The organism is Thermotalea metallivorans (assembly GCF_001562415.1).
Classification (GTDB): Bacteria; Bacillota; Clostridia; order Peptostreptococcales; family Thermotaleaceae; genus Thermotalea; species Thermotalea metallivorans.
Genome location: NZ_LOEE01000009.1, coordinates 1 through 12890, shown reverse-complemented (window position 1 = coordinate 12890; position 12890 = coordinate 1). Strand labels below are relative to the sequence as shown.

Below are 12890 nucleotides of genomic sequence, written 5' to 3'. Positions count from 1 at the left end.
TTCTTCCTCCTCTGTGCAACGATTATCTCCTTTCATTTCTATGAACATCTTACTCCCAAAATTATATAATAGGCCCTTCCATAAAATCAACTATCCTTTATTACAATGAATCTTGCACTTTCCATCTCTCAAATTTTCTCCACACGGATCCAAATGCACAATAACATCCTTCACATTGGTTAATTTGGCCTTTACCAAATGTTCAATCTGTTCACCAATCGTATGCCCTGCATACACGGAGATTAAAGGATCTACACATATTTTTACATCTACATAGGCTTTGGATCCATGTTTTCTTCCCTTCATCTCATTAACGGCAATCACACCATCCATGGAACGGATTTCCTTTTGGATCTCTTCCATTTGCTCTTCATCGATGGCTCCATCCATTAATTCGTCAATTCCTGCTTTTAAAAGGGTCAGACCAATCTTCACAACAATCAATGAAACAACGGTACCGGCCAAAGGATCCAAAAATCCGAACCCTAACCTGGCACCCAAAATTCCTCCTAGGGCGGCAATGGATGATAGGGCATCAGACCGGTGATGCCAAGCATCCCCCATCATGGCATTACTATTCAATTCCTTTGCCGCCTTCATGGTAATTCGAAATTGATATTCCTTAATAATGATAGAAAAAAATGCAACCCATGCCGCAAAGATATGGGGTGTTTCATAACGATTATGGAACAGCATTTCGATAGACCCAAATCCAATTTTCAAGCCTGTAAGAGTAAGAATAATCGCCAGTAGGAACCCTGCTATGGATTCAGCCTTCTCATGGCCGTATTGATGACAATCATCCTCAGGTTTTGATGCCAGAAACATGCCGACAATTACTCCAACGGATGTGATCATATCTGAAGCAGAATGAAGGCCATCTGCGATAATCGCTGCACTGTTGCCGAATAAACCTACGCCGATTTTCAAAAGGGTTAGCATTACATTCAGTATAATCGTGAATAAAATGACCCTGTTCCCTACTTTGAACCTTTCCTGGTTGTTGGACTCCATCTCCTATCCCTCTCTTCCATTATCAATTGAAATAGATATAGTATATTATATTATATTTTTTTACTTTTGCAACCCTTATTTATCAATGTATTTAATTTTTGATCTTTTTATTATGTATTTTCAATTGATAATGATTTTAATATTCTTTCTATCCCATGGTATATATGCTATAGGTTTACAGCCTTAGAATTAAATTTATGCAAAGATTATATTTTTCTTAAACAGCCGACAGTTGCCAGTCACCAGAGCTGCCAGCCGCTAATAGCCGCTAGGCAATAGCCGATAACTGGTAACTAACAGCTAGTAACTAAGGACTATCAGCTATTCACGATTTCCCTGAATAAAAATAGAGCTGCAATAAAATACAGCTCTACTTTTATACAATATCCTATATAGATATGATCCTGCAAAAACAGTCATAAAAGGCTGCCTGCTCTCCTATGTCCGATATTGCATCCTCTGTAAGAAAATTAACAGATCCGCTTTTGTGCCACCAACCTTCATAGATCATAAGGAGATCATCCCCTATCCCCTCATCAATTTTTACCTTTGCCATTAATGTGCCCTGTTTCGATTCAATGCTTACCGGACGATCCCCTTTCAGGTGATTGGCTTTAAAGGTCTTTTCATTTATATATACCACAGGCAGTTCATCAGTAAAGGCAAAATGCTGAGAATGCAAGGATTTTTTGCAATGGGGGGTTATCAATCTTAAAGGATATTCCCGATCACCTGTTCGCGGTGGAAGATATACGGGTATAGGGCTCACGCCATCCTTCAAGGCCTCCTCAGAATATAGCTCAAATTTTCCGGAAGGCGTATGAAACTGTCTATCTTTCCAAGGAATTTCTTGATCCGGTATGGCAAAATACGTCTTTTTCAATTGGTCAAGAGTAACGCCGAATTTATCGGTGAGGGGCTGAATTGCCCTTCGTAAAAATTCTGTCTGAGCAATATCCGGGTACTCCTGCATATCCATTTTTTTTGCCAATGCCCTAAAGAATTCATATTCTCCCATGATTCCATCGGGAGGATTCACAACCCTATCAGAATAGTTCAGATAGGAGGTAAACATGGAGGAATACATGATATCCTCCTCTTCCATTACACTGGTACAGGGCAATACTATATCTGCCAGCTTTGCCGTATCCGTCATAAACATATCAATGACAACTTTCCATTCAACTTTTTTGAAGGCTTCCATGGTCCTATGAATATTGGGAACCTGCACAATCGGGTTGGCCTTCGTTACAAAGATGCATTTGATTGGCGGATCTTGAGCCGTCTCCAGAAATTCGCCCAGTTTCGTTCTGCTATAGCTTCTTTGATTTTTTACAAAGCCTAGACTTTTTTCTAGTTCTCCTTTGATATAATCAGCGATGCCTTTATTGGCATAATTGATTCCTCCTCCAGCAATCCCTATATTTCCGGTAATTGCTCCCAAGGCATCAATACAGCGTACGTTATTTCCTCCATTGCTGTACCTTTGCATTCCGTATCCTATAATAATGCAAGACGGTTTGTTGGCCCCATAGGCAATTGCCAGATTTTTGATGGTCTCCCGATCAATTCCCGTAATCCCCTCCACCTTCTCTGGTGTAAAGGAGGCCACATACTTTTTGAATTCCTGATAGCCCTTTACATGGTTGTCTATAAAAGATTGGTCTATGAGACCTTCTTCAATAATGACATGAGCCATCCCCAAGGCCAAGGCCCCGTCAGTGGATGGCTTGACAGCAATATGCTCCGATGCAATTTGAGCCGTCTTCGTTCGGATAGGATCTATCAATACAATATAGCTTCCCTGCTTTTTGGCCTGGGCTAGGTATTCCATCAGGTGAAGATTCGTATTATAAGGATTTCTGCCCCATAGGATGATCATCTTGGCATTCACATGATCTTTTGGATCATGTCCTTTACTGTCGCCGAAATCATATTTTTGTGCTTCAATGCCGGCACTCCAGCACAAACTCCCCCTAGGAACAGTAACGCCGCCATAATAATGAAAAAACATTTTATCTACAGATTTGCTCAATCCTCCATAACCCGAATCATAACAATGCATCACTGCCGTTGTCCCGTAATCCCTTTTGATTTTCTTCAGCTTCTGGCTGATTTCATCCAAAGCCTCTTCCCAAGAAATATCCACCCATCTATCCTTTACTCTTTTTTTAGGATACCTCAACCGCTCGGGATGATATAGCCTATGGAGATGCTGCTTTCCCTTTTCACAGACATAACCTTTCGTCAGGGGATGAGATTTATCCCCTTCTACTTTGATAATTTTTCCTTCACGAACCGTAGCAATCAATGCACATACATCGAAGCAGTCCAAAGGACAGGAAAATCTGACTCTTTTTTCATCCATGTTTTCTCACATCCTGTGTATTCATTCTAGAAAACCTATCCGATCTCATGAAGTTTTCCTATTTGTCCCTAATCAGGCGGTTGGAAGAATGGATCACATAATCTATATATTCTTTGTCTAAAACCTGTTCGGCAACCTTCGCCACCAGTTCGTGTAATTTCTTTTTATCTTCCTCTTCCAGATTATCAATGGCTGTCAGTATCTTGTAAGAATATCCTTCATCACAATCTCTCTGGGTCTCTTCTCTCAGATTTCTACCGGCTTCTGTAAGATATACCCTTGTAACCCTTCCGTCCTGCATGTCTTTTTCTTTTTTGACCAAACCTCTCTGGGCCATCCGATTGACAATATCTTGGGTAGTAGAAAGGTTCCACAATCCTCTTGCTGCCAAATCCGACAACTTGATGCCATCCTCCATATGAAGTATCCACAGCACATGCAATTGGGCACTAGTCACTCCATATTTTTGGGCATGCTCCTCCCATTCTTTTTCCACAGATTTATACAAACCCTTCATTACATTTAACATCCTATGGATTTTAATGGTATTTTTTTTAACCACTGCATACACCCGCCATCTTTTATATCACATCCTGCTTATATTTCCATTGCCTATGAAAAACTTCTTCATAGATCTGTAGAAAAATTAGAACCACCATCACTTTGTCATTATTTCTAATAGCTTTTCCTGTGCGGTTTTATCGTTTGATCGATTTAAAAATTCTATCTTTGTTCTTGTTAAATTTTCATACTGTTCCCTTGTGATTCTGCCTTCATGCAACAGAACGTCTGCAAATTTTATAAATTGTTTTACCAAATCTGTTAAATCCTCCTGAACATCTCTCAAAATCTCTGACCCCTCTTTGCACACCACGAACCACCTCTTAGAATGATATAATGTTTATATTATACATATTTCCTTAAAATCCTTCTTCCTATGTAAACTTTTGAACATCTTTCCCTTCTATTTTCCCTACATACAGCCAATATATTGTATAATAAATTTATACCAATCAATATTGCACAAAGGGGTGATGTATATGGACCACCAAGTCTATGAATTGCTAGAAAAGATCTATCGTGATTTTCATGATTTTAAGGATGCTATGAATATGAAACTGTCCATGCTTGAAAAATCACTACAGGAACATCGTGAAGAAATTGAAAATTTAAAAGATGATTTTCATGCCAAAGTTCCGTCGATCATAGAAACAATAGAAGAAATGGGAGAAAATTTAGGCGAAGAATTGGATCAACTTCGGGAATCATTGGATTATGGTTTGGATGGCCTTGCCTACATTGTCAATTCACAGATACAGTAAGCCAAATCTCCTACCATATCCATGGGAAAACCGGCCTTTGGACCAAAGGCCGGTTGAATGTCAAATATTATGCAGAGAGAATGTTTTGTGGGAAAGTAATTGTAAAAGTACTGCCCATGCCTGGGGTGCTTTCCGCTTTTATTTTACCTCCATGGGCTTCCACCAAGGTTTTTACAATGGCCAAGCCTATCCCTGCCCCTCCTGTTTCTCTGCTTCTTGAAACATCTCCCCTATAGAATCTTTCAAAAATATAGGGAAGATCTTTTTCCGAGATACCTATTCCGTTATCTTTTATGGTAAGGACGACCCCCTTATCCTCCTTCCTCAGCTTGATTTCAACCCGTCCGCCTTCATGGGTATATTTATAAGCATTAGAAAGCAAATTAAATAAGATTTGCTTTATTTTATCTCGATCCATCAATACCCGAAGTTCTTGTATCAAATCGAGCTCTATGGGAATATTTTTCTTTCGAAATTGAGGCTCCATCACTTCCGTAATTTTTATAATTTCCTGGGATAAATCAAATGGTTCTTTATTCAACTGCAAGGCGGCCTGTTCCAGTTTCGCCAGGTTTTGCAGGTTCCCTACCAACTTTGTCAATCGCTCTACCTCTTCATAACAGTCCGCAAACCTCTCCTCTGTAGGTTCCCATACGCCATCGATAAAAGCTTCCATATGGCTTTTCAAAGTAGTAAGGGGTGTTCTGAGCTCATGGGCCATATCCGTGGTCAGCCTTTTTCTCAACATCTCCTGCTGCTGCAATGTTTCTGCCAGATGGTTCATTGCCTTAGACAATTGATCAATCTCTAAGGTATTGGTATCAGCATCGGCCCGCACGGTCAAGTTGCCTTCCCTCATTTCATTGGCAATCCCCGTAAGCTTGATCAGAGGTGTCGTTAATTGTTTTGACAATAATATGCTCATCATCAACCCAAAGATTAATGCAGCCGTAATAGAAATCAAAAAAGCCCGATTTAATGTATCTTTAAACCCTACATCCCGTTCTGTCAAATTCCATTGTCCGAAATAGCCGATAATCAAGGTGCCTGTTGTTTTCCCGTCCTTTGTCAAAGAATAATTTTCTTCCATATACTGTCCTAGACTTTTCCTCCATCCCATGCCCATCATGGGTCGGGACATATGGCCCATCATCTTTTTGTGAAGCAGATGTTCCCGTCCCGATGAAAAAAAAACCTTTCCTTCAGGGTTTTTTATCTCAATATACAGGTCTTCCAAGATTGCCACCCTTGCCAACTCCCTATAGGAAGCAACACTTTGAAGGTCCATTTCTTGAACAAAAATCTCCTCTACTAAACTTATGACCTTAGTTATTTTTCTCTTGTGCTCATTAGACAAATATTCGTTGAATCTTTTGTCAATCATATCGTTGGATATTAGGCTGGTAATCAAAATAGAACCAATGACCGTAACAAAAAAACTGATCGATAATCTTCTGAACAATGGTACTTTCATTTTGTACCTCCAAATTTATAACCCATTCCGTAAACTGTAAGAATATACACCGGATTTTTGGGATCATCTTCAATTTTCTGTCGTATATTTTTAATGTGTACATCTACCGTTCTGTCAAATCCTTCATAGTCATAGCCAAAGGCTTTTTCAATGAGCTGTTCTCTGGTAAAAATTTGCCCCGGATTGATAAGAAAAACATATAGCAGTTTCAATTCATTGGGTGTAAAGTTTACCGGTTGTCCCTTCTTTTTCACCTGAAGCTTTTTTACATCTACTTCCAAATCTCCGCCGTTAAATATCAAATAATCCGCCAGGGGCTGGTCTTCTCGATAGCTCCTGCGCATCAACGCCCTAACCCGACTTACCAGCTCCCTTGGACTAAAGGGTTTTGTCAGATAGTCATCGGCCCCGAGGGCAAGGCCTTCCACCTTATCATTTTCTTCCGCTTTTGCCGTCAGCATGATTATAGGCACATCGGAACAACTCCTTATGCTGCTGCACACTTCCTCTCCAGAAAGCTTTGGCAACATCAGGTCTAGGACAATCAAATGGACCGTTTCTTTTTTCAATATGCCTAGGGCTTCTTCTCCGTCGGCTGCAGTTAATACGTGAAAACCTTCTTTGCTTAAATACGCCGCCACCACGTCTACAATTTTTTTCTCGTCATCGACAACCAGTACAGTCCTATTTTTCATTCCATCACCTCCAATCCTTCCCCATATCTGTCCCCTTATCCTTCTGTTTTCATTTTCTGCAATCCCTGCTGCCATATGGTCCTTTGTATTCTACCTCCGACTGCAATGCCACCTGCATAATCGTTCCTCCAAAATATCTATGGCAATAAACAAAGCCAATCCTATGATGCTCAACACTACAATGCCGGAATACATTTCCAGATAGTTTACCCGCATCCATGCATCCATGATAAAATAACCCATGCCATACTGGGTCCCAAAGGTCTCAGTGAAAAATAGCACGGATATGGCCGTAGCCATGGCAATGCGTAAAGATGTAAGCAACTTGGGCAAAGAGGCAGGAATGATAATTTCTTTAAAAATGTCCATATAGCCTGCTCCTAAGGAATATAAGGGATCATAGGCCTCTTTGGGAATACTCTTTACTCCATCCCTTATGGCCACAATCACTTGAAAAATAATAATCAGGATCATGATGACAATCTTTGATAAATCCCCTAAGCCAAAGAGCAGCATAATCATAGGCAGCAAAGCAATTTTGGGTATGGGATAAATTAAGTAGACAATAGGCGACAATATCCGATCCCATCTTTCAAAGTAACCCATGCACAGGCCAATGGGCATCCCAAAAACAGTAGATAGAAATACCCCTGCAAAGATCCTCCACAAACTATAGAATCCATGGACCATCATCTTTCCATAAAAAATCTGTACCAAGTTGCTCATAACGGCAAGGGGAGAAGGTATCACGGGAAGCTCTGCCAAGGCCGATATGCCGTACCATAAGACAAACAGCACAACCATGCCGTGGACATATTGGACGATCTTTTTTTTTCCTGTCATTTTGACCAATCCTCTTTGATGATTTTTCTCAGTTCAAGACACATCTGAAAATAATCCTCTTTATTTCTGAGATCATTTTCCCCGAATAACGGATTATCCAATATTTTCAATATTCTGCCCGGCGAATCTGACAAAATAACAATTTTTTTCCCCAGATATACGGCCTCTTCCACATGGTGGGTCACAAGAATTGTGGAAACGGGATTTTTCTTCCATACATACAAGAATACATCCTGTATTTCCTCCCTTGTAATAGCATCCAAAGCGGAAAAAGGCTCATCCATCAAAAGCAAGTCCGGCTTCAAAAGAAAAGCACGGGCCAAAGCAGCCCTTTGCTGCTGTCCTCCGCTTAATTCGTTAGGATACCTTTCTTCCAAGCCTTTCAGTCCCAATAGATCTAAAATATGGGCTATATCATTCCTATCTATCTTCTTTTTCCCGTCCTTAATCCTTAATCCTAGCGTAACATTTTGATATACATTTTTCCAGTCCAGCAAGCCATAATTCTGGGGAATAAAGCCGATTCTATGTCTTTTCGGCATCACAGGCTGATTTTTTATGGCTACCTGGCCTTCAAATTCCCTAATGATTCCCGCCAGTACCTTCAGCAAAGTTGACTTGCCACAGCCTGACGGACCGATCAAGGCACAGGTTTCCCCTTCAAGAATAGCCATAGTAATTTTATCCAAGGCAGTATAACAGCTATTTCGGGATTTATACACTACCGTAAGGTCTCTAGTTTCAATCATACCCATCTTACCTTACAAATTGATCATTTACCAGTTCTTCATAATCATAGGAATTTTTAATCAACTGTCTCTTATAGAGCCATGCAATCACGTCATGGACTTCTTCCTCCGAGGGAACCGCAGCCTTTGTATATTGCGGCAAAGTAATAGCCCCTTTCACAGTCTCAGGAAATCCTCCTTTTTCGATGAGCATGTCCATATAATTTTCCGGGGATTCCTTGGCCAAAAATTCCACTGCCTTATTATAAGCCCTATACATGGCTTGAATTGCTCCAGATTTTTCTTCGACAGCTTTGGCAGTAAAAATAAAAACCCCGGGGTTGATATCCAGATGGTCGGAGCTGTTCAACAGCTTGGCTCCCTCTTTGATAGCCACCGTCGCCAAAGGTTCCGGAAGGGTAGCGGCAACAACCTTTCCCTTTTGGAGCATTTCCAAGCGGATAGGAATTTTGGGAACAATCACCTTATGGATATCATCGGGAGTCAAGCCCCCTTCCATCATTATCTTGTCTGTCACATATTCTATGACGGTATTCTTGGAAATAGCCACATCTCTCCCGCTCAATCCTTGAATATCATCAATATTTTCATTCTGATTCACCAACAGTTTATAACTGCCATTGGTCATAGAAGTAATGACCATAGGAAAGCCATTGTCTTTGGCAAAGGCTGCAGCCAGAATATCCGAAACTGCTCCATCCAGACTACCGCTCTGAAGGGCACTGTCCCTATCGACTGCGCTTTTGAACTGTTCCAGGGTTACCCTTAGACCTTCTTCCTGAAAATATCCCTTTTCTTGGGCTATAATAAAGGGTATGGAATCCACATCCGGCAGGATACCAATGGTAATACTTTCCTGATAGACGTTATTTCCCTTCATGGCTTCCTTGCTATAGGAGCAGGCACCCAAAAAAAACAGCAAAACCATCATACACATGATGCAAATTGTCTTTTTCATTTTAAAATCCTCCATTCCACTGATATTGTAAACATTTTTTCTTATTATGTTTCTTTTGATAAACCATCTTATGCTTCAGACAATATTTCTATCATCTTATCTTTATAAACATATCCAAGGCCGTAAAAATCAACATAACGACACCGACAACCTGATTGATATTATATGAAGCAATTCTCATGGTTCTCAAGTTCTTCGGTGATACAATTATATGTTCCAGAAACAGCAATACAGCCGTTATGGCTATCCCTGTCAGATAGAACCATCCTGTTTCCATAAGAAAATGCAAATACATCAGCAGAGAAACGGCTCCAGCATGGAAGAAAGCCGATATATACAAGCCGTTTTGAATTCCAAACTTTGCAGGGATGGAAAACAATCCATGACTTCTGTCAAAATCAACGTCTTGGGTGGCATAGATGATATCAAAGCCCGCCACCCACAGGGTTACCATGGCACCAAGGACAATGGAAGGCCATCCGATTGCACCCGTTACAGCCATCCACGCTCCCACGGGGGCACCACCGCAGGCAATCCCCAATATGAGATGGCAAGCCCAGGTAAAACGCTTGGTATATGAGTAAATAATAAAAATGAAAATCGGCAGAGGAAGCAATTTTACACACAAGGGATTGAGCATGAAGGCTGCCAGCACCATCAGGGCAAAACAGAAAAATATCAACAAAATGACTTCCCATTCCTTTACCAATCCCTTGGGCAGATGCCTGTGGGCAGTCCTTGGATTCTTCGCATCAATCTCCCTGTCGATCAAGCGATTTAGGCCGTTAGCTCCGTTTCTAGCACCTGTCAAAGCAACCAGAATCCAAAAGATAATTCTCCCCGGTGGCAGTCCTTGGGCTGCCCAAAGCATGGAAATCAAGGCAAAAGGCAGAGAGAAAAGGGTATGGGAGAACATCACCAATTCTCCATAGGTTCTCACCCTGCTACATCCCATATTCTTCCCACCTTGCATCTACCAAATCCTTAATTTCCTTTGACATCTCAATGTCATCAGGCCATTCCCGGGTGTGTCCTTCACTGGGCCATTTTTTTGTGGCATCAATACCCATTTTATGTCCGTAATGGGGCAAGTTAGATGCATGGTCTAAGGCATCCAAAGGACCATCCACAATCACCACATCCCTAGCGGCATCAATATTATTGAATACCTTCCATGCTACAGTGGACAGATCCTTGGGGTCTACATGGGCGTCCACCACGATAATCATTTTCGTATACATCATTTGGCCCATGCCCCATAAAGCGTGCATCACCTTTTTGGCCTGTCCGGGATATGTTTTTTTGATAGAAACGATGACACAATTATGAAATACACCTTCTAAAGGAAAATTCATATCTACAATTTCAGGACATTGTATCCTCACCAAAGGCAAAAAGATTCTTTCCGTGGCTTTTCCCAGATAACAATCCTCCATAGGCGGTTTTCCCACTACCGTTGCAGGATAGATCGGCTCTTTGCGTCTCGTGATTTTCGTCAGGTGGAATACGGGATATAAATCACTCAGGGAGTAATATCCCGTATGATCTCCAAAGGGTCCTTCCATCCTGAGCTCATCCACATCTACATATCCCTCCAATACAAATTCGGCATGGGCAGGTACATAGACATCATGGGTAATACATTTTACAATTTCCAAAGGAGCTTTTCTCAAAAATCCTGCAAAAATCATTTCATCAATTTCCTTAGGCAATGGGGCAGTGGCTGCATAGATCGTGGCCGGATCACATCCCAATGCCACGGCAACAGGCATCCTTCCTCCCATTTTTTTATATTTCTCATAAATATGCCTGCCATCCTTATGAAGATGCCAATGCATTCCCGTTGTTCTTTTATCAAAAACTTGGAGCCTGTACATCCCCATATTCTGCATTCCCGTTTCCGGATCCTTTGTGATAACCAGAGGCAGCGTGATAAACCTCCCCCCATCCTTCGGCCAGCATTTTAATACAGGAAGCTTTGAAAGATCTGGTTCTTCTATAACCTCCTGACAAGGTGCTTTGGTCACCTTCTTCGGAAATACCTTGGCCAATCTCGCCAGCTTTGGAACCGATTTTAGTTTCCTCATCAAAGTGACATAATTGGACATATCCATCAGATTTACAATTTCATCGGCTATGTCATTGATATCCTCTACCTCCAAAGCCATATTCATTCTTTCATAGGTTCCAAAGGCATTGATCAGTACAGGATAGGGCGAACCCTTTACTTTTTCAAATAGCAGGGCGGGTCCCCATGCCTTGGATACCCGGTCTACAATTTCCGTTATTTCCAGATTACTATCTACCTCTACCTTAATTCTTTTTAGCAGATTTTTCTCTTCCAACCGTTTCACAAAGTCCTGAAGATCCTTATATGCCAAAATCTCATCCCCTTCCTCTTTCCCTTCTCCTTAAAATCCCTAAGACAAAAAAGTCCTTCTTACGGAAAACATCCTTGGAAACCTGTCGTATCATCTAATATTTCCCAAACAACAGACTATTTAAACTTCTACATTTGTCCATAAATTCCTCTTATGAAATCCAATCCCCTATTTTGCTTTATGAGCAATCCCAAAAACACTATCCATTTCTCTTTCGAGCATTTTCCCTTCCTTTTTAGAAAAGTCACCATTCCCCTGTGCCTGGAATATGATAAACTATACCCATTTTGCACCCTAGGGAGGAATGTTAATGACTGCTGAAAAGGTGGTTGAGGTACAAAATGTATCCATGAACTATCATACGTTGGACGGGGAAACCCATGCCATTCATCATCTAACCTTCGATGTATATCAGGGAGAAATCGTCGTCATTGTAGGACCAAGCGGATGTGGAAAATCAACAGCTTTGTCCATCATTTCAGGACTGATCAAACCTTCCTCCGGAAAAGTCATCGTCAATGGAAGGGAAGTCAATGGAACCAATAAATCTGTCGGATATATGTTTCAAAAAGATCATCTGTTTGAATGGAGAACCATTTTCAACAACGTATTGATCGGACTGGAAATCCAAGGCAAGCTCAATCATGAAGCAAAGATGAAGGCTGAGAAGTTATTGGAAATGTATGGGCTGGGTGAATTTAAACACTATTATCCTCGGCAGCTGTCGGGGGGCATGCGGCAGAGGGTAGCCCTCATCAGGACCCTTGCCGTGGAACCGGATATTTTATTGCTGGATGAGCCATTTTCCGCTTTAGATTACCAGACAAGACTAACCGTTGCAGATGAGATCGCCAGCATTCTAAAAAAAGAAAAGAAAACTGCTCTTATGGTAACCCATGACATCGCAGAAGCCATCTCCATGGCGGATCGGGTGATTGTGCTGACAAAAAGGCCTGCTGCCGTAAAAAGCATCCATGAAATCAAGCTCACCTTAGATATGGAAAGAACCCCCCTTACTTCCAGAGAAGCTCCTGAATTCAGACACTATTTCAACACCATATGGAAGGAGTTAGACATCTATGTTAA

At 41.2% G+C, this 12890-nt stretch carries 13 protein-coding genes; 2 read left to right on the top strand and 11 right to left on the bottom strand.

Annotated elements, in window-relative coordinates; translation table 11 throughout:
• Window positions 1-90 precede the first annotated feature (90 nt).
• The 4 genes from AN619_RS01660 to AN619_RS01645 all read right to left on the bottom strand — a co-directional run bounded on the left by AN619_RS01660 (window position 91) and on the right by AN619_RS01645 (window position 4229).
• Window positions 91-1014 (bottom strand): cation diffusion facilitator family transporter, encoded by a 924-nt coding sequence (locus AN619_RS01660; protein WP_068554464.1) that lies wholly within the window; start codon window positions 1012-1014, stop codon window positions 91-93.
• Window positions 1015-1402: 388 nt separating this feature from the next.
• Window positions 1403-3382, bottom strand: a complete 1980-nt coding sequence (locus tag AN619_RS01655; RefSeq protein ID WP_068554462.1) for a molybdopterin-containing oxidoreductase family protein — start codon at window positions 3380-3382, stop codon at window positions 1403-1405.
• A gap of 58 nt (window positions 3383-3440) precedes the next feature.
• A complete protein-coding gene (locus AN619_RS01650) occupies window positions 3441-3944 on the bottom strand; it encodes a MarR family winged helix-turn-helix transcriptional regulator (RefSeq protein ID WP_157064871.1) in 504 nt (167 codons plus the stop codon).
• A gap of 96 nt (window positions 3945-4040) precedes the next feature.
• Window positions 4041-4229, bottom strand: coding sequence for a hypothetical protein (locus AN619_RS01645; RefSeq protein ID WP_157064870.1), 189 nt, complete (start codon window positions 4227-4229; stop codon window positions 4041-4043).
• Window positions 4230-4422: 193 nt separating this feature from the next.
• On the opposite strand from AN619_RS01645, the gene AN619_RS01640 reads away from it, so the two are divergent.
• Complete coding sequence (locus AN619_RS01640) at window positions 4423-4704, top strand: hypothetical protein (RefSeq protein ID WP_068554456.1); 282 nt, start codon at window positions 4423-4425, stop codon at window positions 4702-4704.
• Between the two features lie 67 nt (window positions 4705-4771).
• Here AN619_RS01640 and AN619_RS01635 read toward each other — a convergent pair whose 3' ends face one another.
• The 7 genes from AN619_RS01635 to AN619_RS01605 form a co-directional block, all read right to left on the bottom strand.
• Complete coding sequence (locus tag AN619_RS01635) at window positions 4772-6178, bottom strand: sensor histidine kinase (RefSeq protein WP_068554454.1); 1407 nt, start codon at window positions 6176-6178, stop codon at window positions 4772-4774.
• The gene (locus AN619_RS01630) at window positions 6175-6873 is read right to left on the bottom strand and encodes a response regulator transcription factor (protein WP_068554511.1); all 699 of its coding nucleotides are present in this window, start codon (window positions 6871-6873) and stop codon (window positions 6175-6177) included. The genes AN619_RS01635 and AN619_RS01630 overlap by 4 nt, the downstream gene beginning before the upstream one ends.
• Window positions 6874-6963: 90 nt before the next feature.
• A complete protein-coding gene (locus AN619_RS01625) occupies window positions 6964-7716 on the bottom strand; it encodes an ABC transporter permease (RefSeq protein ID WP_068554453.1) in 753 nt (250 codons plus the stop codon).
• Complete coding sequence (locus AN619_RS01620) at window positions 7713-8465, bottom strand: ABC transporter ATP-binding protein (protein WP_068554451.1); 753 nt, start codon at window positions 8463-8465, stop codon at window positions 7713-7715. Before AN619_RS01620 ends, AN619_RS01625 begins: the two co-directional genes overlap by 4 nt.
• A gap of 7 nt (window positions 8466-8472) precedes the next feature.
• Window positions 8473-9423 (bottom strand): ABC transporter substrate-binding protein, encoded by a 951-nt coding sequence (locus AN619_RS01615; RefSeq protein ID WP_068554449.1) that lies wholly within the window; start codon window positions 9421-9423, stop codon window positions 8473-8475.
• Between the two features lie 91 nt (window positions 9424-9514).
• Entirely contained in the window at window positions 9515-10378 is an 864-nt protein-coding gene (locus tag AN619_RS01610) for a UbiA-like polyprenyltransferase (protein WP_198153209.1), read from the bottom strand.
• The gene (locus AN619_RS01605; protein ID WP_068554445.1) at window positions 10368-11804 is read right to left on the bottom strand and encodes a menaquinone biosynthesis decarboxylase; all 1437 of its coding nucleotides are present in this window, start codon (window positions 11802-11804) and stop codon (window positions 10368-10370) included. The genes AN619_RS01610 and AN619_RS01605 overlap by 11 nt, the downstream gene beginning before the upstream one ends.
• A 310-nt stretch (window positions 11805-12114) precedes the next feature.
• On the opposite strand from AN619_RS01605, the gene AN619_RS01600 reads away from it, so the two are divergent.
• A partial coding sequence (locus tag AN619_RS01600; protein ID WP_068554443.1) for an ABC transporter ATP-binding protein occupies window positions 12115-12890 on the top strand: 776 nt, incomplete at its 3' end.